At 45.9% G+C, this 21,793-nt stretch carries 23 protein-coding genes; 16 read left to right on the top strand and 7 right to left on the bottom strand.

Annotation, left to right across the window (positions count from 1 at the left end):
* Positions 1-17: 17 nt before the first annotated feature.
* Positions 18-437 carry an Rrf2 family transcriptional regulator gene (locus E4N65_RS03610; RefSeq protein ID WP_253674059.1) on the top strand — a complete coding sequence of 140 codons (420 nt, stop codon included), beginning with the start codon at positions 18-20 and terminating at the stop codon, positions 435-437.
* A 105-nt stretch (positions 438-542) separates the two neighbouring features.
* On the opposite strand, the gene E4N65_RS03605 is transcribed toward E4N65_RS03610, so the two are convergent.
* A complete protein-coding gene (locus E4N65_RS03605; RefSeq protein WP_253674057.1) occupies positions 543-1,247 on the bottom strand; it encodes a B3/B4 domain-containing protein in 705 nt (234 codons plus the stop codon).
* A gap of 102 nt (positions 1,248-1,349) precedes the next feature.
* On the opposite strand from E4N65_RS03605, the gene folK reads away from it, so the two are divergent.
* The 4 genes from folK (at position 1,350) to E4N65_RS03585 (ending at position 4,141) form a co-directional block, all read left to right on the top strand.
* Complete coding sequence (gene folK / locus E4N65_RS03600; RefSeq protein ID WP_253674055.1) at positions 1,350-1,838, top strand: 2-amino-4-hydroxy-6-hydroxymethyldihydropteridine diphosphokinase; 489 nt, start codon at positions 1,350-1,352, stop codon at positions 1,836-1,838.
* Positions 1,839-1,934: 96 nt separating this feature from the next.
* Positions 1,935-2,711: a segregation and condensation protein A gene (locus E4N65_RS03595; RefSeq protein WP_144389692.1), complete on the top strand. Its 777-nt coding sequence runs from the start codon at positions 1,935-1,937 to the stop codon at positions 2,709-2,711.
* A gap of 1 nt (position 2,712) precedes the next feature.
* Positions 2,713-3,246, top strand: a complete 534-nt coding sequence (gene scpB / locus E4N65_RS03590; protein WP_006189743.1) for an SMC-Scp complex subunit ScpB — start codon at positions 2,713-2,715, stop codon at positions 3,244-3,246.
* Between the two features lie 160 nt (positions 3,247-3,406).
* Positions 3,407-4,141, top strand: a complete 735-nt coding sequence (locus E4N65_RS03585; protein ID WP_253674865.1) for a pseudouridine synthase — start codon at positions 3,407-3,409, stop codon at positions 4,139-4,141.
* An 18-nt stretch (positions 4,142-4,159) separates the two neighbouring features.
* On the opposite strand, the gene E4N65_RS03580 is transcribed toward E4N65_RS03585, so the two are convergent.
* Positions 4,160-4,486 carry a DsrE family protein gene (locus E4N65_RS03580; RefSeq protein WP_044013107.1) on the bottom strand — a complete coding sequence of 109 codons (327 nt, stop codon included), beginning with the start codon at positions 4,484-4,486 and terminating at the stop codon, positions 4,160-4,162.
* 34 nt (positions 4,487-4,520) lie between these two features.
* Positions 4,521-5,237, bottom strand: coding sequence for an RluA family pseudouridine synthase (locus tag E4N65_RS03575; protein WP_253674053.1), 717 nt, complete (start codon positions 5,235-5,237; stop codon positions 4,521-4,523).
* A gap of 12 nt (positions 5,238-5,249) precedes the next feature.
* Here E4N65_RS03575 and E4N65_RS03570 point away from each other — a divergent pair, with 12 nt between their 5' ends.
* The gene (locus E4N65_RS03570) at positions 5,250-6,458 is read left to right on the top strand and encodes a hypothetical protein (RefSeq protein ID WP_253674051.1); all 1,209 of its coding nucleotides are present in this window, start codon (positions 5,250-5,252) and stop codon (positions 6,456-6,458) included.
* 56 nt (positions 6,459-6,514) lie between these two features.
* On the opposite strand, the gene E4N65_RS03565 is transcribed toward E4N65_RS03570, so the two are convergent.
* Complete coding sequence (locus E4N65_RS03565) at positions 6,515-7,471, bottom strand: TraB/GumN family protein (protein ID WP_253674050.1); 957 nt, start codon at positions 7,469-7,471, stop codon at positions 6,515-6,517.
* Positions 7,472-7,654: 183 nt separating this feature from the next.
* On the opposite strand from E4N65_RS03565, the gene mraZ reads away from it, so the two are divergent.
* The 10 genes from mraZ (at position 7,655) to uraA (ending at position 18,001) form a co-directional block, all read left to right on the top strand.
* Positions 7,655-8,104, top strand: coding sequence for a division/cell wall cluster transcriptional repressor MraZ (mraZ, locus tag E4N65_RS03560; protein WP_044013113.1), 450 nt, complete (start codon positions 7,655-7,657; stop codon positions 8,102-8,104).
* 5 nt (positions 8,105-8,109) lie between these two features.
* Positions 8,110-9,057, top strand: a complete 948-nt coding sequence (rsmH, locus tag E4N65_RS03555; protein ID WP_044013114.1) for a 16S rRNA (cytosine(1402)-N(4))-methyltransferase RsmH — start codon at positions 8,110-8,112, stop codon at positions 9,055-9,057.
* Between the two features lie 5 nt (positions 9,058-9,062).
* On the top strand, positions 9,063-9,344 hold the full coding sequence (locus tag E4N65_RS03550; RefSeq protein WP_044013116.1) for a septum formation initiator family protein: 282 nt from the start codon (positions 9,063-9,065) through the stop codon (positions 9,342-9,344).
* Between the two features lie 4 nt (positions 9,345-9,348).
* Positions 9,349-10,740: a UDP-N-acetylmuramoyl-tripeptide--D-alanyl-D-alanine ligase gene (murF, locus tag E4N65_RS03545; RefSeq protein WP_044013118.1), complete on the top strand. Its 1,392-nt coding sequence runs from the start codon at positions 9,349-9,351 to the stop codon at positions 10,738-10,740.
* Positions 10,737-11,873 carry a putative lipid II flippase FtsW gene (gene ftsW, locus E4N65_RS03540; protein WP_044013121.1) on the top strand — a complete coding sequence of 379 codons (1,137 nt, stop codon included), beginning with the start codon at positions 10,737-10,739 and terminating at the stop codon, positions 11,871-11,873. The genes murF and ftsW overlap by 4 nt, the downstream gene beginning before the upstream one ends.
* On the top strand, positions 11,873-12,712 hold the full coding sequence (locus tag E4N65_RS03535; protein WP_044013123.1) for a cell division protein FtsQ/DivIB: 840 nt from the start codon (positions 11,873-11,875) through the stop codon (positions 12,710-12,712). The genes ftsW and E4N65_RS03535 overlap by 1 nt, the downstream gene beginning before the upstream one ends.
* Positions 12,705-13,946: a cell division protein FtsA gene (gene ftsA / locus E4N65_RS03530; RefSeq protein WP_044013125.1), complete on the top strand. Its 1,242-nt coding sequence runs from the start codon at positions 12,705-12,707 to the stop codon at positions 13,944-13,946. Before E4N65_RS03535 ends, ftsA begins: the two co-directional genes overlap by 8 nt.
* A 23-nt stretch (positions 13,947-13,969) precedes the next feature.
* A complete protein-coding gene (gene ftsZ, locus E4N65_RS03525; RefSeq protein WP_044013127.1) occupies positions 13,970-15,253 on the top strand; it encodes a cell division protein FtsZ in 1,284 nt (427 codons plus the stop codon).
* Positions 15,254-15,711: 458 nt separating this feature from the next.
* Complete coding sequence (locus E4N65_RS03520) at positions 15,712-16,611, top strand: tyrosine-type recombinase/integrase (protein ID WP_044013129.1); 900 nt, start codon at positions 15,712-15,714, stop codon at positions 16,609-16,611.
* 136 nt (positions 16,612-16,747) lie between these two features.
* On the top strand, positions 16,748-18,001 hold the full coding sequence (gene uraA, locus E4N65_RS03515; RefSeq protein WP_044013132.1) for a uracil permease: 1,254 nt from the start codon (positions 16,748-16,750) through the stop codon (positions 17,999-18,001).
* Positions 18,002-18,201: 200 nt separating this feature from the next.
* On the opposite strand, the gene E4N65_RS03510 is transcribed toward uraA, so the two are convergent.
* The 3 genes from E4N65_RS03510 to rpsD form a co-directional block, all read right to left on the bottom strand.
* On the bottom strand, positions 18,202-19,278 hold the full coding sequence (locus tag E4N65_RS03510) for an NAD(P)-dependent oxidoreductase (protein WP_044013133.1): 1,077 nt from the start codon (positions 19,276-19,278) through the stop codon (positions 18,202-18,204).
* A gap of 12 nt (positions 19,279-19,290) precedes the next feature.
* Complete coding sequence (locus tag E4N65_RS03505; RefSeq protein WP_044013135.1) at positions 19,291-20,640, bottom strand: sodium/glutamate symporter; 1,350 nt, start codon at positions 20,638-20,640, stop codon at positions 19,291-19,293.
* A gap of 252 nt (positions 20,641-20,892) precedes the next feature.
* Complete coding sequence (rpsD, locus tag E4N65_RS03500; protein WP_253674049.1) at positions 20,893-21,507, bottom strand: 30S ribosomal protein S4; 615 nt, start codon at positions 21,505-21,507, stop codon at positions 20,893-20,895.
* Positions 21,508-21,793 lie beyond the last annotated feature (286 nt).

The following is a 21,793-nucleotide window of genomic DNA, read 5'->3' as shown; positions in this document are numbered from 1 at the left end:
TGAGATAAGGGTGAAATATGAAAATCAGTGTTCGTTTTACAGCAGCGGTTCATACGCTTTTGTGCATTCAGTATTTTGAAAAGGATATGCGCGTTACTTCGGATTTTATTTCTGCAAGCACGGGTGTCAATGCTGTTATCATACGGAAGATTTTGCTGCAGCTGCAAAAGGCTGGATTGGTAAGAACTGCCGCAGGAGTCGGCGGTTCTTACTTGGCACGGAAGGCTGATACAATCACGCTGCTGGATGTGTACAACGCAATCAATGAGGGGGCAGAGGAGCGGGAGGTTTTCAATTTCCATCCCAATCCAAATCCGAAATGTCCTGTCGGAAGCAAGATTCACCGTGTGCTTGACACCGCATTGCAAGAGGCGCAACAGGCGATGGCAGATTCGCTTAACAAAACCACAATTGCCGATTTAGGAGCGGGAATATAACGGGAGCCGTGTTTCTTTTACGCATCCGCACGAATAAAAAAGCTGAGGACTTGCAGACCTAAGGATACAATATCCAAACGTCCAAGATCCTCAGCTTTATACTATTTACAACTCTATAGAAGGATTCGCTTGCGTCAAAATTTCGGTTGTAACAGCAGCACCGAGATACTTTTGAGCATATTCGCCGATAAGCGCCAATGCTGCTTTTAAGTCTTCCAAGCGGGCAGGATCGAGATTTTCCATGATGATAAACGCATTTTTTGTATTTTCCGTAATCATCGTGCGCTGCCCGTCACGCCAATTAAAACAGCGGCAGACGGCGCCTTTATTATCGCGGTAGCACAACTCCCCTTCCAGGGTTTGGCTATGCTCTTCATCGCCGAGCGCAAAAAAATCGTCACCACCCTTTGTAACACCGAGGATTAAATCGCCGTCAAAGGCATCGCTATCTTCCGCTCCGCACGGCAAGCCGAATTGCAATGACGCGGCATTGTAAATATCTACCAGCGGATTAATATAAGAAACAGGATTTTGTTTTTCTACCCGTTTCAACAGCGCTTCGATACTGCATCGGACGCCCTTCTTTGTCTTAAACTTCCGATACGCATCCCGCCAAATAGCGATAACGGGATTTTCGCTGAATACGTTTTTTACCAAAAATTTTTCCGCATCGGCATTACTCCGCGAAAGTAATACCTTTATATCACGGACACTTTCGCCGCTATTATCAATTCCCTTTAACAACACCACACCGAGCTGCGCTTGAGGAAAAAGTTCCCAAAAAGAGGCATCCGCCAAAAATTTACTCATACCGCTTTAGTATCTCCTTTGTTCTCAATGATGACAATGTGAAATAATATCACTACTATAAAAGTATACTATTTTTTTGTAAAGAGGCCGAAAATTTTAGTTATGGAAACAATTATATTGGGACTTGGCTCCAACTGCGGAGATTCAAAAGTAATCCTCACAGATGCAATTAAACGGCTCGCATCATTCTTAAGCGGAATCCGTACCTCATCCGTCTATATTACAAAACCGCAGGATTACCTTGATCAGGACGATTTTTACAACATGGTTGTATCGGGAAACTATACAGGCAGCCCCGCATCACTGCTTAAAACGCTCCAGCAGATTGAAGCGGATTACGGCAGAAACCGCGAAGCCGAAATTCCCAAAGGCCCCCGCACACTCGACATCGATATTCTCTTTTTCGGAAGTCAAATTGTTAAGCTCGACAATCCTCCGCTTATCATCCCGCACCCCGCAGTATACCGGCGAGCCTTCGCACTCATCCCCTTGTTGGAACTCTACCCGAACTACCGTAATCCCGTTACGCAACAGCCGCTCGCCGCCGCACTCGCTGCCCTACCCGATCAAGGCGTGCGAAAAAGTCTCTAAGCAGTAGATGCGTCGTATCTCCAGCGCTTTTGAAAAGAGACGATGTAGATGCGCCGTATATTTTCAAAAGTTCTATTCTTCGATATAATACCGCCCATGATAACTGGCGAAGATGAAAAGCATGAAGAACAGAACAACGAGGCGCTGAGTGCGTTTAAAGTCAATGATTTTGAAGGGCCGCTCGACCTTCTTCTCTTTTTAATTAAGAAAAATGAGATCAATATCTACGATATTCCCATCGGGGACATAACCGAACAGTACCTTGAATATCTCGATTACGCGGTAAGCCTCAATCTGGACAGCTTAACCGAGTTTTATGAATTGGCGGCGCATCTTATCTACATTAAAAGCAAGATGCTCCTTCCCGTCGAGGTTGATCTGGACGATGAGGATATCGAAGACCCGCGTATGGAATTGGTCAACAAGCTGATTGAGTATCAGAAATTTAAAAAACTGTCGGTTCTAATGGAAGAAAAAGAAAGCGAGGCCGAATGGTTTTTTGAGCGCAAGAAAATACAGCACGCGCTTCCCTTTACCGAAGAGAACCTGTGGGAGCGGGTTGATACGTGGGAGCTTTTACGGACGTTCTCAAAACTGATGTCCAATTATAATTCGGAACAAATTCTTGACCTGTACGAAGAAGTGTCCGTAAACGAAAAGCTGACACTGATGAACGAATTTTTGGAAGAAAAGGGCGAATGCCTTTTTACCGATTTAATTGTACGGAAGGGCAATCTGCTGGATGTTATTTGCGCTTTTATGGCGCTGCTTGAGGCGGTCAAATTCAGGATGGCAAGTATCTGGCAAAACAGGATGTTCGGCGATATAAAAATACGCCCGTGGGAAGCTGCCCGCAATGATGATGGAGTATAAAATGGAAAAAGAAACAGCTCTCGTAGAGGCAATCCTCTATTTGGAAGGAGAGCCGCTTGACGACGCTGCAATCAGTAAAATTGCCGGCTTATCGGTCGATGTCGTAAAAGAATGTATTAAGAATTTGAAAGATTCATATTCGGAAGGTTCGAGCGGTATCGAAATTACACAGATGATGGGCGGCTGGATTATCACGCCCAAAAAAGAATTTTGGGATGCGCTGAAAGACCGCTACGGTAAAAAGAACGAGAACCGCCTTTCGCGCGCTGCGATGGAAACGCTGTCGATTATCGCCTATTCTCAGCCGATAACCCGTGCCGAAATCGAGGCAATCCGCGGGGTTTCCGCCGACACGATGATTAGGCTTTTGGTAGAAAAAGAGCTGATTAAAGAAGTGGGGAAAAAAGACATTCCCGGAAAACCGGTGCAATTCGGCACGACCAAAGAATTTTTAAAAGTATTCGGCCTCAACAGCATCGCGGACTTACCCAAGATGGATGAGACGGAACAGGAGCGGTTCGAACTTGCGCGGTAACAATCATTTTTCCAAATCGCCCCGAGCTTTCGACAGCAAACGGATAAAATCTTTCGATAACAGCACTCTTAACAAAGACGACGAAAACAGCGGCAAGCGAACCGAATATTTCAACAGCGGTACAGCTCCCGAAGATAACGGACAAAGCGACAAGCAGGAGATGCGGCTGCAAGTCTATCTTGCCCATGCGGGGGTGGCGTCGCGGCGTGCCTGCGAAAAGATTATCGCGGAAGGGCGCGTTTCCGTAAACGGAACGCTTGTTACCGACATGGGCAGCAAGGTTCGCACGGGTGATACGGTACTCCTTGACGGGAAGCCGGTGCACCCCGAAGCGCGCAAATGCTACGTACTATTGAACAAACCGGCGGGCTTTGTCTGCACGCTCTCCGACGAGAAAGGACGCCCCACTGCCGCAGATCTTTTAAAAGAGACCTACAGCGAGCGGCTCTACAACATCGGCAGGCTCGATATGTTTTCGAGCGGGGCAATCCTCTTTACCAACGACGGGGACTTTGCCGCAAAGATAGAACACCCGTCGGCACAGATCGAAAAGGAATATGTCATCGAAACTACGCAGGACTTTCCGCCGGAGCTGCTCACCCGCTTTGAACGCGGTATCCGCGTTGACGGCATTTTTTACAAATGCCGTTCAGCCGCTGCCATTAACCGCCGTAAGCTGCGGATTGTACTTGTCGAAGGGAAAAATAGAGAAATCCGCCGCGTGCTGGATTCCTTTAACTGCACGATAAAGCGGCTGGTGCGGGTTCGCATCGGGAACCTTGAGCTGGGAACCCTGAAAGCAGGAGAGTTCCGCGACCTTACCGCAAAAGAACGGCAGGCGCTGCTAGACCTCGCAGCGGAGAGTCAAAACGGGGAGCGAAAGTACACAGAATAATATACAGAGCTGCGTTTTTTACTCAATAGTATACTCGATAAAGCCTTGTGCTTTCCGTTTGATGATTTCTCCGATTCCGGCACGTACGGTTCTGATATTTTTATACTGTATGTCGTCCATCCCCTGCCCCGCTAAGGCATTATGGCACAGGGCTATGTCGCAACCGCAGTCCGTAAAATCATTTTCAAGATTCTTAAAATATTGCACAACGTCTCCGGCAAACACGATTTCAATTTCCGCCGTATCGCCGGTTTCTTTGCAATAATTTCGGTAATTGACTAATTTATTTTGCAATTTAGCAATCAACTGAAGCTTTTCTATTCTGAATAAAACTTTATAGTGCATAGTGCCGAAACTATACCCTGCGCTTATGCACCTGTCAAGAAAGTCCGCATATAGTTTCCGGTATCAGCATATCAATCGCCGCCTGTATATGTTCGGGTACCGGCACGGTAAAAAGGCGAAGCGTGCCGCCGATGGGAAATCGGAGGCGGTATGCGCAGAGCTGGAGCTTTTTAATGCGGGCGGTTTTCCAAAGCTGTTTATTTAATGCAAAGTTTCCGTGCTTATCGTCGCCGATAATCGGGCAGCCGATACCGGCAAGGTGAATACGGATTTGGTGCATTCTGCCGGTATGCAATCGGACGGAGAACAAGCTGTATGCGTCACTACCCGCAAGCAGTTTGTATGCACTTGAGGCAGGCTTTGGCGTGCCGTTTTCCATAATCGGCGTATCGATAATGCCTTCTTTCGGAATAGGTTTCAGTGTTTTTTTATTTACAGAATGTTCAAAACTGCCGAAGCATAATGCAAGATATTCCTTTTCGACCGCCCGCGACTCAAACAAGGTACGGCACGAACGGGCGGCGGAGGCGTTTTTTGCAACTACCAATAAGCCGGAAGTCTCTTTATCCAGCCGGTGTACCGGAAATATTTCTGTCCTGAGCTGCTTGCTTAAAATCTCGGTAAGGCACACGGAAATATGCGCGCCGCCCTGTACCGGAATACCGTAAGGCTTATTAACGATACAAATTGACTCGTCCTCATATACAATCGGAATGGATTTCTTTACAATATTTTGTTGACTATTGTGCATAGTGGAGAGTATATGATGAATCGGAAAAAATTTCAGCACTTGTTATGTTTCATTCTTTTATCGTTTTGTATCGGCCATCCGCTTCGGGCGGAACTGATCAGCAATCCTTCATTAGGCTATACATTGGATTTACCGGAGGGATTCAGACAGGTGAATTCACGGGATAATTCCCGCTATCTTTATCAAAATACAATTATCCCCGTCGGATTACAGGTTGCGCTCTACCCGTATCAGCAGTTCGGTACGGTAACCGCTGCGGCAGAGCATATTTTTTCTCAACTGAAAGCGCAAAAAAAAGCGATACAATTTTTGATGCAGGGCAACCCCGCGCTCGTTGCAAACCTTCAATTTACACAGCAAAACCAAAAACAGGCGGGGTGGCTTTTGGTGCAGCCGCTCGCCGAACAAAAGGGATGGCTGGTTGTCTTAACAACAACACAGGCGGCAAAAGCGCAGGAATATGAGCCGATGATGATTTCCTGCTTGGATGCGGTGTTCATCAGCCGTCAGTCCTTTTTTGAACCCGGCCCGATGATTCAAGCGGTATATCCCAAAGAAGGAACGGTAAAAAAAGAAGTGCTCTTTAACGGAAAAAAACTTTCCGTGCATTTTGACCGCTCCGATTCCGAAGCGAACCAAGCAGTAATAGACCGCGAGTTTGCCCTGCTGACACGCTATCTTAATTCCCCGCTGCAGCAAAAAGCATGGCAGCGCTATTACCGGATGATTTACCGCGACAGTATTGCCCGCTGCCGCCATCTTGCGCTGATGCTGGAAAAAGAATTAATTGAAGTGGACAAAAAAGGGAAAATGCCCGCTGCGGAAACCGTCGCCGCAGTCCTGCTTGAGTGGATGCAGGATTTTACCTATGCAAGGGATGAAAGCGGAGCCGACTTTCTCAATATCCCGGCCGTGTGCAGCGACCGAAGCGGCGATTGCGACAGCCGCGCACTGCTGATGTCCGTACTATTGCAGTACTTCAATATCGATTCAATCTTGATGATTGCCCCGGAACAAAAGCATGCGGTTGCAGCCGTAGATTGCAGCGGCGACGGAGCACGCTTTACCCACAACGGCAAGCGCTATCTTATTGCGGAAACGACGGCAAAGGTTGGGCTCGGTCAAATCGCACAAGACCTTGCCGATCCCCGCCTCTGGTTTGCCGTCGATTGGTACGTTCCGCCTGACCGGGATGAATACGGCTTCGGTAAGAAGGAATAAGCACTATTGGGAGCCTCTAAAAATCTAACCGAGTTTTTAGAGGTGCCCTATCGTTTTTACTCAAGCATATTCTTTTGCCGCATAATTTCAAAAACGCTCGACTTTCCAAGAAAGTGAGCAGCACCGGCAAAAACAAATGTGTCGCCGCCTTCGCGCAGGTATTCATCGAATTTCTGTGCCCATATCCGGTTCCGATCGGTCAACAACGCATCGATATAAGCTTGCGCTTTTTTCTCAGAAAAAGAAGACGGTACTTCTAAAAGTAATTCGACAAGTAACGCTGAAAGTTTTTTTCGATTATTGCTGAGGTAAAGGTCTCGAATCGTATGTACTTCCGCTATACTCTTGTCTATATCTCGCAGAGCTTGTATAGAATCCTTTAATAGTGCTAGCTGATCTTCAAAAGTACCGTATGACAAAGCTGCAATTTGCTGCTCTGCCGTATCGAGTGCCTCAATTTTCTTATTTTCCGCACGCTGCATCAAATACATATCGATACCATCTGAGGGATCCATCCCAGCCTTAAACGTCAGCAATTGCACCAGTACCGTATTTAAGACCCACGGATTAAATAAGGCGAACCGGTGCATCGTATCATCACCGATCATTTCATACAGAAAAACAAGTTCATCCTCTGATAAGACATTAAGTAAACTCTTTTTAGGGTCGGTATTCATATTTTTCATAATAACGGTTTGCATCTCACCGACGAGAGCTTCCATTTCGGCCATACCGCCAATCTCACTCACCAACCGGTCGGCTTTATCGAAGGCACGCAGTACATTCTTTTCAAGCGGATAAAACTTTTTATCGGCAACATGAATGGTTCCGAGCACATAAACGGATCCCTTATTACCCCGTATCTCCCAAAAAAAGCGTTCGGGACGTTCTATCAGCACCGGCTTCGATAATGCTGACGGCCGCTTACCCTGTCCCGTAGTCGTACAGGCAGTAAGAGCGATACTCAGCATCAGTAGCAGCACAATTTTTTTCACATATTTAAAAGCTATCATACAATCCTCCTATCGATAAAATAGCGTTTTTTTGTATTTCCTACTAGAGGATTTATATCCGGGGGGAAGGGAAAAGCCGTCTGATTCGATTGCCCTATAATATCGGCAAAAAGAGCATTGACATTTATCATTTTACCGGTAAAATAAAAGTAAATGGGGAAAAGTGGAGGAAAGTAGGTAAAAGTGGAAAAAAGTGTGTTTTCAGGAGAGTATAATAATACGCTTGATGAAAAGGGACGTATTATGTTTCCTGCAAAATTACGCTGTTTACTACCGGGATCACAAGTAGTGATTACCCGCGGAATTGACCGCTGCTTATGGATATTTCCACCCGAAGAATGGGCATTGCTATCCGAAAAAGTTATGCAATCCGCTTCTTTGTTTCAGGCAAACTCCCGTCTTGTACTGCGCAGGCTTATCGCTCCCGCACAGGAAATAGACATTGATAAGGCCGGACGTGTTTCAATACCCCAAAGTTTACGTGAATACGCGCAGCTCGAAAAAGACTGCGTGCTATTGGGCATCAACCGTTATCTAGAATTATGGGATGCGGATGAATATCGGGCTTATCTGGAGGGAAGCGAGGCGGATTTCCATCAAGCGAGCGAGGACTTGGGGCTTATCCGTTTTTAACATGTATGAACTTTGTACACACACCGGTTTTATTACAAGAATGCCTGCAATTGCTTGCCCCGGAAACATCCGACCCGCTTCTTATTGATGGAACATTAGGCGAAGGCGGCCACAGCGAAGCCTTTTTAACCCGTTTTCCGCAGTTAAAGGTTATCGGTATCGATGCCGACCCTGCTATTCAAGCAAAAGCAAGGGCACGGCTTGCCCCATTCGGCGAGCGTATGCAGTTTTTTTTAGGCTGGTCGGATACTTTTTTTGATCAATACCCTCAAGATAGAGCGGCGCCTTCGCTCATCTTATTTGACCTCGGTATTTCTCTTTTCCATTATATGGAATCAAAGCGCGGCTTTTCATTCAGCGCAGATGAACCGCTCGATATGCGTATCAATCCGAATGAATCGCTGACAGCCGCTGATATCGTAAACACCTACAGCGAAAAAAAACTCGCAGATTTACTGTACCTCTATGCGGAAGAACGCTTTTCGAGGCCGATTGCCCGCGCTATTGTTGCAGAACGGGAAAAGCACCCTTTTACGGAAGCGCGGCAGTTAAGTGAAACCGTATTCCATGCGGTTCCCACCCGCTTTAGACACGGCCCCATACATCCGGCAACCAAGACGTTCCAAGCCTTACGGATTGCCGTGAACAGCGAACTTGACCGGCTGCCGCGCCTGTTGGAAAAAGCTTTTTCGTGCCTTGCGGCAGAGGGTAAAATGGGCGTTATTTCCTTTCATTCGCTGGAAGACCGCATTGTTAAACTTTTTTTTAGAGACCTTGCAAAAAGCTGTATTTGCCCGCCTGAAATGCCGATATGTACATGTGGAGGCGTGCCCCGTGCAGCTTTGCTTACGAAAAAACCGGTCGGCCCCTCTGCCGAAGAGACAGCCGGTAACGCACCGTCCCGCAGCGCCCGGCTCCGCGTTATAAAAAAGCTCTCTTTGAGGAGGTCATAACCGATATGAAACACCTTGTAGCTTTGATTCTTACCGTCAGTATTCCGTGTCTGCTTTTCTTCACTGTTAAGCAGTCTCAAGTTTATAATACACTTGAACGCGAAGTAAATGCCTATAACAATGAGCAGAATCGTCTGATTGCAGAAAACAAACGGAAGATTTCGGCTATTTCCATCCTCTCAAAACCGCAGCGGATCGAAAAGATCGCTGTGGAAGAATTGGGTATGCATAAAGCGGATTCCTCTCAAATTATCCGCATCTCCTTAGATAAGGAAAAGAAGGGATAACGCCATGTTGTTGGGTTGGGAGGCTCTCTGCACGGCAGTTGCGGGAACATTTATTTGCAATTATTCTCCTTATCAAGGTTTTGACTCTGTTACCACGGACAGCAGAACGGTAGGCGATCATGCGCTTTTTATTCCGTTGCGGGGTACACAGCAGGACGGACACCGCTATATCGAACAAGCGTTACAGCATGGAGCTGCTTGCGTACTTGCCGATGCAGCGTACCTCGGCGTTCAAGAAAACACTCAACTCATCCTCACCCTCTGTGAAAAATATCAGGCAGCCTGTATCCGCGTTGATCATACGCTAAAGGCATTGCAAGACGCCGCAGCGGCCTATCTGGAACAATTCCCGCAGCTCATTAAAATCGGGGTAACCGGTTCAAACGGTAAAACGACGACCAAAGAACTGCTTGCATCCATCTTTGCACAGAAATACCGAATTATAAAAAATGAGGGCAACCTCAATTCCGAAACAGGTTTGCCGCTGTCGGTTTTTACCGTAACGAAAGAACATGAAGTAGGCATTTTTGAACTTGGTATGAACCGGAAGGGAGAAATTACGGAGCTTGCCGCAGTCCTGAAACCGAACATTGCCGTTATCACCAATATCGGTACCGCTCACATCGGGATGCTCGGTTCCAAAGACGCTATTGCCCAGGAGAAAAAAGAAATTTTTTCCTGTTTTGATGAAAACTCCGTCGGATTCGTCCCCGCTCAAGATGAATATACGGCGTTCTTGCAAGAAGTACCGCACGGAAAAATAGTTACCTACAGTGCCGATCCCAGCTCCTATACCCTCGAAGGACTTTCCGGCGCGGAGATACGGTATCGGGGAGAAACTATCCGCTTACCGCTTCCGGGAATCCATAACGTACAAAACACCTTTGCCGCGATTGCCGTTGCGGAATACTGTCATATCCGGTTGCAGTCGATAAAAGCGGGCATCGAACAGATGCATGCCTTATTCGGAAGATCGCAAATTATCCGCGGGCCGGTAACCTATCTGCTCGATTGCTATAACGCAAATCCCGATTCGATGAATGCAGGGCTTGCTCTGTGTGCAAATATCCGGGTAAGCGGCAAAAAGATTTATATACTTGCCTCGATGAAGGAGCTGGGTGCAGAATCCCATGCTGCACACAAAGCCGTATGTGCAGCAGCCTTCGCTTCCGATGCCGACGCATTGTTCTTTTTCGGCAGAGAGATGTGTACGGCAGCCATCGAGCAAGAAAACACTGCAAATAAACCTTTTTTCTGCTTTACGGAAGCCTTTGCCGATAAACTCCGCGACACTTTAGACGGTTTATTAAACCGGAACGATTTTGTATTCCTGAAAGGATCCCGCAGCCTTGCGCTCGAGCAGTTTGAACCTATTCTGCAAAAGGAGCGGGTATGATGCACCACACTATCGCCGTCGAAAAGAATATCAACCGCGACCGGTACAGCTTCACATTTATTCTGCTCGTACTCATCATGGTTGGAATCGGAATTGCCGTTCTCTATTCGGGTTCTTTGCATTATGCCGAACGGTTTTTTGATGATTCTTCTTACTTCCTTGTCCGGCAATTCCGTAATCTCCTTATAGGCTGCATCGGTCTCATCTTTTTTTCATTCTTCAGTTTTGATCATTTACGAAAACTGCTGCCCTATCTACTGATAGCAGGCTTTATTTTTCTGTTGCTTCCCTTTATTCCGGGCATCGCTTCACCGCGAAACGGCGCCAACCGCTGGATTTCCATCGGAGGTTTCAGTTTGCAGCCGTCGGAATTTATCAAACTTCTGCTCATTATCTTTCTTGCAAACTTCTTTGATAAAAAAGCAGATCAATTGGATGTTCCGCTGATTTCAATATTGCCGCCTTTTTTTATCACATCCATATTCGTATTGCTAATATACCTTGAAAATGATTTTTCGAGTGCAATTTTTTTAATGCTTATCTTTATGGTGATGTTTTTTGCGGCAGGAGGACCGCTGCTCTGGTTCCTGAAGGGATTGATTGTTACCATTCCCTGCGCGGTACTTATGGTTGTTACCTCAACCTACCGGATGAAGCGTGTACTCTCTTTTATCTCCCCCGATAGCGATCCGCTCGATACGGGTTATCAAATCAATGCAGCCATCGAAGCGCTTGCCGGCAGCGGTCTTTACGGTACGGGAATAGGGAACGGTGTACATAAAATTTCGAGTGTTCCCGAAATATACTCCGATTTTATTTTTGTCGCATGGGCGGAAGAAATGGGCTTTTTAGGCGTCTGCGGCTATCTTGCACTCTTGCTTGCATTTACCGCGGTAGCCTATTTGATTGCGTTTTCCTGTAAGAATCGCTTCGGCTGCTATGTTGCATTCGGAGCAGCATCGTCAATCGTCCTTCAATCTTTTTTAAATTTAGGAGTCGTTGTCCGTCTGCTGCCTGCAACCGGTATTCCCCTCCCCTTTTTCTCATTCGGAGGATCTTCGCTCATTACCAGTCTTTGCCTATGCGGACTGATTATCAATGTTTCAAGTTATACAAAAAGGAGTGCTTCATAATGTCTGATATTATCGGTTTACAAAACCACGCATATACCGAACCGCGTCAATTACCTCAAGCCGTTAAAAAAACAAAAGGAAAGCAGCTCCTGAAAATCCTTATTTTAGCGATGCTGTTATTTTTAGCAGGAGAGTCCGTCTATCACCTTTTTATTCTGCCTTTTAATTCAACGGCAAAGATACAGGTCTTAGGAAATGATACCATTTCCGAAGCGGAACTGAAAAAAGCTGTCGGTCTGACCGGAACGGAAAAATGGGGAAAGATCGATAAAGATGTGTTATTGCATCGGGTTGCAAGTTATCCGCTCGTTGCGGAAGCACGGGTACTCAAAAAGTATCCGGACAAAGTGCTAATTGAAATAACCGAACGGAAGCCGGTCGGTGTCTTGCTTGCAACAGTCAGCGGACGCACTATCCCGATGGAAATAGATAAAACGGGAACAGTATTTAAAACGGCTTCCAAGAAAGGGCAGCCGGAGCTGCCTGTTATCAGCGGTCTTTCCTTTCAGACTATACGGGCGGGAATGAAGGTGCACAAGCAGCTTGTACCGCTGTTCAAGCAGCTGGATCTTTTGCAGAAAAAAAATCCGGTTTTACTCAGCGAGATATCTGAAATAAAAATTGAACAGAAAAAATACGGCGGTTTTGATCTCATCCTCTATCCGGTACAAACACAAGTTAAGGTACGTACCGACAGTACATTGAATGAGGAGCGATTGCGGTATATGATGTTGGCATTGGATGTCATACAAAAATTTGATCTGAGTGCGGAGATTGAGGAGTTGGATGTACGGGCAGGAACCGCTTCCTACCGCTTAAGAGGTGAAGCCAATGAGTGATATCATAGTCGGATTGGATATAGGTACCAGCGCAATCAGAGCCGTTGTTGCTGAAAAACTGGAAACAGGAGTCTTGCAAATTATCGGCGTAGGCACCGGTATTTCTGAAGGCTTACGGAAAGGAACGGTTGTCAATATTGAAAAGACCGTACAAGGAATCCACGAAGCAGTGGAAGCCGCGGAGATGATGTCCGGCGTAGAAATTACCCACTGCATTACGGGAATCGGCGGCACCCATATTGAAGGAATTAATTCACGCGGTATTGTCGCCGTTACCGATAAAGGTAAAGGAAACCGCGAAATAGACCAGCAGGACATCGACCGTGTTATAGAAGCAGCACGAGCAGTCGTTATCCCGATGGATAGGCGCGTTATGCATGTTATCCCGCAATCGTATATCGTTGACGACCAGCGCGGTATTGTGGATCCGCATAATGTTATCGGCGTCCGCATCGAAGCGGAAGTACATATTATTACCGGCTCGGTTACCTGCATCAAAAATATTGTCGATTGTGTAAAGCGTGCTAATTTACAAGTTGATACCCCGATGTATCACGGTTTGGCCGCCGTAGAATCCGTTATGACACAGGAAGAACAGGATCTCGGTTCGGTACTCATCGATATCGGGGGCGGCACCACCGATATTGTGGTGATGTCCGGCGGAGCGCCGGTACTTACGGCAGTGCTGCCCGTCGGCGGGAGCCATGCGACAAACGATTTGGCAATCGTAAAAGGGCTTTCATCCGAAACCGCCGAGAAGGTCAAGATAACTGACGGATGCTGCTGGCAGCCGCTTTTGGAAGATAATAAATCCGTACTAATTTCCGCTCCGGGCGGAAGGGCACCGATACAGATTGAAAAAGCGGATATATGCGATATTCTGCAAGCCCGAATGGCAGAAATCTTTACGATGGTAAAGGATAAAATAACACCCATAACTGCTTCAAACCGGTTTGCCGGTAATGTAATTCTCTGCGGCGGCGGTTCGCTTATGCCTGGTGCTACGGAACTTGCCTCCGAAATCTTCGGCACACCGGCTGTCCGGTTAGGTATCCCGGGAACCTTTGGCGGTTTAACCGGAGAATACCGCAGCCCCGAATTTGCCGCCGTACTCGGACTGATTTTATCTCAGTACAAACAGCAAGCGGCTTCCGATGAAGAAACAAAAAAAACAGAAGCAGAGCCGGGTAAAATTGTCGGCAAAATCAAAGACTTTTGGAAAAATCTATTTTAATAGAGGAAAGGGAGGGAACATATATGGATTATCAAGTGATGCAGCAAAATGAACTGTTACCGGTTAATCCCACTGTTATTAAGGTAATTGGTGCGGGCGGCGGCGGTTCGAATGCGGTTAATAGGATGTTGGAGTGCAACATACAGTACGTCGATTTTATCGTAGCAAACACCGATGTACAGGCACTCAATTATTCAAAAGCGCCGATGAAATTGGCAATCGGCTCAAAGTTAACCGGAGGACTCGGCGCAGGAGGAAAGCCTGAAATCGGCGAAAAAGCCGCTATGGAAGACACCGAAATTATTGCGAATGCCGTCCGCGGAGCGCACATGGTCTTTATCACCGCCGGTATGGGAGGCGGCACCGGTACGGGTTCTGCGCCGGTTATCGCAAAGATAGCCCGCGACCAAGGAGCCTTAACAGTCGGTGTCGTTACCAAGCCCTTTTCCTTTGAAGGACGGGCAAAGATGCGTACTGCCGAAGCGGGAATTGCAAAGCTTCGGCAAAATGTCGATACACTCGTTGTTATCCCCAATCAGCATTTATTAAATCTTGTAGACAGCAAGCAGACAATAAAAGATGCCTTCGTAATGGCAGATGATGTGTTGCGCCGTGCAGTACAAGGCATTGCAGATATCATTACAAAAAACGGATTAGTCAATATCGACTTTGCGGATGTACGTTCTACGATGGCAGGTCAAGGCGATGCCTTAATGGGTGTCGGTACCGGATCAGGAGAAAACCGCGCAGTCGATGCAGCAACGAATGCCATCAACAACCCGCTTTTAGAAGATTCCCATATCGAAGGTGCAATGCGGATACTGGTTAATATTTATGCAGCAGAGATGCCTTCTACCGTGGAAGTCAACGATATTATGGAAATCGTTACGGCAAATGCCCATCCCGATGTGGAAACCATTCACGGTATTACCGTTGATGAAACCGATGAATCCATGAAGGATAAAATTACCGTAACGGTAATCGCAACGGGCTTCCCTACTGACACGGATCCGATTCAAGGAGTGATGCAGAAGCAGGGACAGTCAGCGGAGTCAGCGGCTCAACCTGAATCTCTCCATACGTCGTTTTTACAAAACGATTTTATTTCGGCAAGCGAATGGGCAAAGCTGCAAACACCGCAACAGCCGAGCCTCCCCGGTCTCGGCCCGCGGAATGCAGGAATACCAGCAGCTCCGCCGCTTCAACAACCGGCAATGACCGAAACCCCGCGGCAGCCTATCCGTGTACAGCTCCCCGGCGCCAATACCGATTTGGATGTGCCGGCCTATCTACGCAACCAAAGGTAACTCCTTTTAAAAATATGCGGGCACCTGCGTTGTCGCATCATGAAAAGTGTACATCCTTGTACACTTTTCATGGCGAGTTTCGGCTCCGCCGAAACATCGCTTCTGATGGAACCAGCGGCATCCATGCCGCTTCTGAAACTAGTCTTTTTTAAAAGGCTAACGGAAGGGCTAGGTGCAAAATTTATGACCACCTTTAGTTATATAAGAGCTTAATATCTCGACGCTCTGCATCGAGGTTGTTGATTACAGTCCTTTTGTGCGAAATTTTGGATAAAATTTCGCACAATTTATTTTAGAGGAAGGATAAGCACACCAGATGAATTAATCACAATCGCAAAATAATTGAGGTCGTGAGACCATTTGAACCGCGAAGAGGTTCAACTCTGGTTGAACGACCTCAATTATTTTGCGGGGAGATTCAAACAACGTTCTGGTGTGCTTATCCTGAGTAAATTACGATGAATGAAATACAATTACGGGCATTTTACGGGTATTTAATTTCGGCGGAGGCGCGGGCGCAGCTGACCGCTAAAACATATCTCAATACGCTACGGCTCTTTCAGCAGCAGCTGGGCGGGGAGCGCCTTATCGAAGACGCGTCTCAAGACGATTGTATCGGCTTCATTCTTGCGCGGGCGGAAGAAGGGGTAACGGGGAGAACGCTTGCAAAAGATCAGGCGGCGCTCCGCTCCTTTTACCGCTTTTTGCAGCTGGAAAACGTCCGCGCCGATAATCCTGCAGAACAGCTGGAAAGCCCCCGCCGTGAAAAAAATTTACCGCGGGCGCTCGCCCCCGATGAAGTAGACAAACTTTTGGCAGCCATCCCGCTGGATACGCCGAACGGTATCCGCGACCGCGCCCTGTTTGAGCTTATCTACTCGGCGGGGCTGCGCGTAAGCGAAGCGGTAACGCTTTCACTGGAAGATGTGTTCTTTAACGAACAGCTGCTGAAAGTTCACGGCAAGGGCGGAAAGGAGCGCATCATCCCCTTCGGAACGCAGGCGGAAGCGCGGCTCAGTGTCTATTTAAAAACTGCCCGCCCCCTTCTTTTAAAACCGGCTCATCGCGAAAACACCGAAACGACAGGGGCGGTGTTCTTAAATCACCACGGGGAGCGCCTTACCCGTAAGGGTATTTGGAAACGCTTGCAGGAAATCGAACAACTGAGCGGCGTTACCACAAAAATCCACACACTCCGTCACTCGTATGCAACCCATCTGCTCGCAGGCGGCGCTGACCTCCGCTCCGTGCAATGTCTCCTCGGTCATGCAAGTATCGCTACTACGCAAATTTACACTCATATCGAAGACAAGGAGTTGGAATCGTACCACCGCAAATTTTTTGAAAAAAAACATTAAAACTAACACCCCGATAAAAAGAAAATCTCCTCTTGTACCGGTACCGGTAAAAATGCTATAGTCAAAAATTTTTGGGCAACTACCGACGATACAGCTCGATACTGCCTGCATTTTAATATGTTAGATGGAGGTTTTGATGAAAAAAATCTATCAGGTAGATGAAAAAATACCGGCAAGTCTTTTTCTCCCACTCAGTTTACAACACACGTTCGCAATGTTCGGCGCGTCGGTTCTGGTTCCAATCATTTTCCAAATCAACCCGGGAATAGTGCTTTTGATGAACGGAATAGGAACGCTGCTTTTCATCCTTATCGGAAAGGGAAAGGCTCCGGCTTACCTCGGTTCCAGTTTTGCGTTTTTAGGCCCTGCCGGTTTGATTATATCGAGCATGGGATTCCAATATGCACTCGGCGCCTTCGTAGTAACAGGCCTGCTCGGCTGTCTGATTGCGCTGATTATCTATAAGTTCGGTTCGTCATGGATTGATATTATCCTTCCCCCTGCAGCAATGGGTTCCGTAGTTGCGCTCATCGGGTTTGAGCTGGTCAGCCTTACCGTCCGCGGCGGCAATATCGGGGCTAATATTATGACAGATACCGTTACCACGGCGGATATCACGGTGTTTTTTATAACGCTCGGCGTCGCGGTATTCGGATCAGTTCTCTTTCGAGGATTCTTTTCCACCATCCCGATCCTTATCGCAATTATCGCCGGATACACAGCTTCCGTCTTTTTTGGGTTGATCGACTTTACACCGATTAAAGAAGCGGGGCTTTTCACCCTTCCCCACTTTCAATTACCGAAATTCGACATCAAAGCAATTTTAACAATGCTGCCGGTGCTGCTAGTCATCACAAGTGAGCATATCAGCCATCAGGTGGTTACATCGAATATTATTAAGCGAGATCTTATTAAGGATCCGGGTTTGCACCGCACCATTTTTGCAGATAACTTCTCTACTGCGCTTTCGGGTATGGTCGGCGGCGTTCCCACGACAACCTACGGTGAAAATATCGGCGTTATGGCAGTTACCGGCGTGTACAGCGTGTACGTTATCGGCGGAGCTGCGGTCATTTCCATCCTAATGGCCTTTATCAGCCCCCTTGCAGCAGTTATCCAAACCATACCGGGCGATGTTATCGGCGGTGTAACGTTTCTATTATACGGAATGATTGGCGCCTCGGGTATCCGACTCTTGGTTGACTCAAAAATAGATTATTCCAAACCGAAAAACCTTATGCTGACTTCCGTTGTCTTTACAACAGGATTGAGCGGGGTATCCATCAGATTGGGACAAATCGAGTTTAAGGGTATGGTACTCGCTTCCGCTGTTGCGGTATTGATGAGTTTAATCTTTTATATCTTTGAAAAAATAAACGCCTTAGAATAGACCTGTTCGATAACTGCGTTGTTGAACAGATCGCCGAGTTCTAAATAGCACGATTTATTTAGAACATCGCATTTCAAAGTAACCTGTTCCGAAACGGAAGTTTCCGAACAGGTTTAATCTTAAAGCAGCGTCAGGCAGTGCAGTTTCCTGCGCAGGAAATATACTGCACAGGACGCTCACATTATTAAAAAATAAAATTACTATTTATAATACGGCAATTGCTCTTTAAAGTGAGTTTTACCGTTATTCAACCAGAATACGACATGATTCATTGCTTCGGCAGCTTTAGTCTTTGCTGCTATATCTGAATTAAACCCTTGATGGGGCTGGACATAGAAATTCGATTTCCTTGACAACGATTCATCGATAATTTCCTTAGCTGCCAGAATATTTTCATTACGGCACCCTGTAAAATCATCTGCTCGCAAGTAATCCGTTAACTCAGACTCTTGGCTGAACACGTCCGCTGCGATACCGGTAATCTTACCTTCTCGATATAGCTTCAGTAACGTTGCTTCGGGAGCAATTTCTCCTCTTGTAACATTGATAAAAATCAACGGTTTTTTTGCCTTTAAAAGATATTTTTCATCGAAATATCCTTCATTATAAAACCTGCTATTTTTGTCTTTTGTTAAATTCATCACATTGATCAGTATATCGGAATTTGCAATAGCGGTGTCCCGATCTGTAAAACAGCAATCTTTGTATTCCGGTAGTTGTTTCAACTCATTTTCGCGAATATCAACAGCTTGAACAGTTAAACCGTTCGCTTCCAGATCTTCATAAACTCGCTTACCAATCTTCCCAACACCGTACACGGTAGCAATCCTGTTTTTTCCCAACTCCATAAAAGATTTGGTATTTTTTCGTTCAAAAACCTTCGTATTATACGAATATTCATTCAAATTGCCAGCTGTACAATAAAGAAATTTTATTGCAGTTTGTGCAACGGCATCGATACAATACTCTCTTAAACTTGCTAAGTTAATCTTGTATTGCAAATGTTCAAAATGATCATACCCCGCACTTCGTGTAATAACGCTTTTTTTAATTCCGTTATTAACATACGTATCCGGCAACTTTGAATGTGTTTTTGTCGTAATTATATCGGGTAAATCAACTGTATTTTCTTTCAGGTACTCTTGAATAGTCAACGGGGTAATCAAAGAGGTAAAAGAAGTAGGCAATGCACCTTTCTTTTGCAGTTCTTCTGTTATATTCTTTAAAAACTCTGCTTCCTTACCAAGAGCTTCAAAATGCATTATATCGTAATTCATTCTAGTTTTCACCTATTCTTTTGAATACTGCATCTTTCCAGGTGTCCACCACTTAAATGCTAAGGCTACAATGGTTAACACTATAAAACCTGCGCACATAACTAATGTTGTATACATCGGATACGACCCGCCCATTGCAATAAAAATAGGGGGTAATGCTTGTAAAGCAATTGCAATCGGTCTATTAAGCAAGTCTGTTATACCGGTATCTTCCAAACCTCGCGATTTTTGATCAGGGTCAACAACTCTACTGAGCAAGACACCCGTTGCAATAACACCATTTGCGCGGCCGTAATTCATAATAGCCCGTTCAAACCAATCTTTAGAAGAACTATATTTACCGACATAGATGAACCACGCGATATTGAGGATAAGACCAAAGGCAAAGCTGATTAAAAGCGGCCCAAAATTTGCTGCAATAACATTGAGTTTTAAGCCGACAATTGCGGATATAACCAATAAATCCGTTGCAGTACTGCTTATTCTTTGTACGGTGTATCTATCAACATACTTTGTAGCACCGGTTCTCTTTAAAAAGAATTGCATGACATAACCGAAGATCAATGCAGAAACAAATTCCGGAATGGAGAGCCAGCTCACTTGGCTCTTGACCATAACTGAGAACCATTTACCCAACATCGTAGCAATCATGATGATTGCAATATGGAATGCAAGGGGATCCAAGGACATATTCGAAATAGTGATTTTTCCAGCACTTTTTTGCTGACTTTCAGGAATAAGACCAGTACGGATATGTTCTGGAAGCTGCTTCGGTGATTCAACATAATTCGTATAACCTTTCCGTGTTCCCCAGTTGATAAGAACCATACCGAGCACAATACCACCAACTAATCCGACAGTTGCAGAGACGTTTGCCAAATCGAAAAATTCCGGATACCCATGCTCTTTATAAATCGCGCCAACAGCAGCGGCAGTTCCGTGTCCGCCGTAAAATCCGGTTGCCATCAGCAAACCAAAACCATCGTTTAGACTGGGCCAAATCTTATTGAGGATACCCAGTGCTAAGACCATTCCGGCTGCATATTGCAGCATAAGGATTCCCGTATTTTGATAGAAGAAACCGCCTACCCCCTTTATATCCTTTTTGGAGATAGGCTTATCTCCAATAGGAGTAGCAGCAAACACAACCGCGATAAGCACCCCTGCATACTTTGTTAATTGAGCTGAGAACGGCAATATATGAAAACCGCTCGGTCCGAGCGCCAAACCGATAAAACCGCCGATCAATGAAGCCGGCATCAGTATAGACTGAAAAAACTTAACTTTAGCTCTTAAAAATTGACCGATGAGCAGCAGTGCTCCTAAAAGCCCCGCATCGGTTACAATATCCCATAAAGACATAGATTCCTCCTCTTTAGGTTTAACATCACTCTTTTGATGTATTAGATAGATCTTAAACAAGATATTGATTTTGTCAAGTTCTCACCATCAAAATAGGCAAAAATTGGTATCATAATCACATCTTACTGAAATACGGAGTAAACATAATATTGCACGACCTAAAATATAAATAAAAAGGCTTCCTTCTTATGCACATACGGCATATATTAGGAAGCCTTTTGTAGATGTTGAATTTTTTAAAGTAGTTCTATACTACCGAGAATAGAATTCGACGACGTACTGGATATTTCCAACCGGTTGAATATCGGCGGGAGTAGGAAGTGCCGTTACCGTTGCAGATAAGTTTTCATCATTAACGGAAAGCCACCCTCCCTTTGAACCTTGTACGGTGCTTAAGTTGTGCCGGATAAGATTTTGGAAGCCTTTCTTGTCTTTTGTCGTAATGACATCACCGACTTTAACCCGCATGGACGGGATATTTGCCGGTTTACCGTTCAGTAAGAAATAAGCGTGAGAAACCATCTGACGCGCCTGCGCACGGCTTACTGCAAATCCCATGCGATAAATGGTATTATCCAACCGCTGTTCCATTAAGGAGAGCATATTATCACCGGTAACACCGGACATCTTCAATGCCTTTTGGAACAGATTGCTGAACTGACGTTCGGACATCCCATAAGCAAAGCGGAATTTCTGTTTTTCTTTTAACTGTTCACCGTAAACGGAGAGCTTTCCGCGTTGTTTAGCGCCGCGTTCCTTTCCGGGCGCATTCGGTTTTCTATCCAATAACTTACTGTACTTAGGATTTCCAAAAATATTTGATCCGAACCGGCGGACCAATTTACCTTTCGGCTGTCTCGTTGCCATTTTTCACCTCGTAAATCTAATAAGAACACCGCAGCGGTGTTACAGTAGTCTCTTTTATTAGGGAACGATAAAAAAGAGCATGGCAAACGCCCAAAACCGCATTGGATTATCAGCGTTTACCGGATCATGCTTACCGTACTTCATCAAGATGAAAGCCGCGTACGGCAGGACATAACGATATAACTTATCGCAAAAGACAGCGTTTTGTCAAGATTGTGCCTTTATAGTTTCAAAAATTCTGCATTATCAATATTGTAAGGGAGATACGCCGTCCTTCTGCGCAAAA

It is taken from the genome of Treponema sp. OMZ 855 (assembly GCF_024181145.1).
GTDB lineage: Bacteria > Spirochaetota > Spirochaetia > Treponematales > Treponemataceae > Treponema.
The sequence above is the reverse complement of the archived record's forward strand: the minus strand, read 5'-3'. Positions and strand labels throughout refer to the sequence as shown.

Coding starts and splice junctions, on each gene's coding strand:
- E4N65_RS03610 (WP_253674059.1), top strand. CDS start 18: ATGAAAATCAGTGTTCGTTTTACAGCAGCGGTTCATACGCTTTTGTGC.
- E4N65_RS03605 (WP_253674057.1), bottom strand. CDS start 1,247: ATGAGTAAATTTTTGGCGGATGCCTCTTTTTGGGAACTTTTTCCTCAA.
- folK (WP_253674055.1), top strand. CDS start 1,350: ATGGAAACAATTATATTGGGACTTGGCTCCAACTGCGGAGATTCAAAA.
- E4N65_RS03595 (WP_144389692.1), top strand. CDS start 1,935: ATGATAACTGGCGAAGATGAAAAGCATGAAGAACAGAACAACGAGGCG.
- scpB (WP_006189743.1), top strand. CDS start 2,713: ATGGAAAAAGAAACAGCTCTCGTAGAGGCAATCCTCTATTTGGAAGGA.
- E4N65_RS03585 (WP_253674865.1), top strand. CDS start 3,407: ATGCGGCTGCAAGTCTATCTTGCCCATGCGGGGGTGGCGTCGCGGCGT.
- E4N65_RS03580 (WP_044013107.1), bottom strand. CDS start 4,486: ATGCACTATAAAGTTTTATTCAGAATAGAAAAGCTTCAGTTGATTGCT.
- E4N65_RS03575 (WP_253674053.1), bottom strand. CDS start 5,237: ATGCACAATAGTCAACAAAATATTGTAAAGAAATCCATTCCGATTGTA.
- E4N65_RS03570 (WP_253674051.1), top strand. CDS start 5,250: ATGATGAATCGGAAAAAATTTCAGCACTTGTTATGTTTCATTCTTTTA.
- E4N65_RS03565 (WP_253674050.1), bottom strand. CDS start 7,471: ATGATAGCTTTTAAATATGTGAAAAAAATTGTGCTGCTACTGATGCTG.
- rsmH (WP_044013114.1), top strand. CDS start 8,110: ATGAACTTTGTACACACACCGGTTTTATTACAAGAATGCCTGCAATTG.
- E4N65_RS03550 (WP_044013116.1), top strand. CDS start 9,063: ATGAAACACCTTGTAGCTTTGATTCTTACCGTCAGTATTCCGTGTCTG.
- murF (WP_044013118.1), top strand. CDS start 9,349: ATGTTGTTGGGTTGGGAGGCTCTCTGCACGGCAGTTGCGGGAACATTT.
- ftsW (WP_044013121.1), top strand. CDS start 10,737: ATGATGCACCACACTATCGCCGTCGAAAAGAATATCAACCGCGACCGG.
- E4N65_RS03535 (WP_044013123.1), top strand. CDS start 11,873: ATGTCTGATATTATCGGTTTACAAAACCACGCATATACCGAACCGCGT.
- ftsA (WP_044013125.1), top strand. CDS start 12,705: ATGAGTGATATCATAGTCGGATTGGATATAGGTACCAGCGCAATCAGA.
- ftsZ (WP_044013127.1), top strand. CDS start 13,970: ATGGATTATCAAGTGATGCAGCAAAATGAACTGTTACCGGTTAATCCC.
- E4N65_RS03520 (WP_044013129.1), top strand. CDS start 15,712: ATGAATGAAATACAATTACGGGCATTTTACGGGTATTTAATTTCGGCG.
- uraA (WP_044013132.1), top strand. CDS start 16,748: ATGAAAAAAATCTATCAGGTAGATGAAAAAATACCGGCAAGTCTTTTT.
- E4N65_RS03510 (WP_044013133.1), bottom strand. CDS start 19,278: ATGAATTACGATATAATGCATTTTGAAGCTCTTGGTAAGGAAGCAGAG.
- E4N65_RS03505 (WP_044013135.1), bottom strand. CDS start 20,640: ATGTCTTTATGGGATATTGTAACCGATGCGGGGCTTTTAGGAGCACTG.
- rpsD (WP_253674049.1), bottom strand. CDS start 21,507: ATGGCAACGAGACAGCCGAAAGGTAAATTGGTCCGCCGGTTCGGATCA.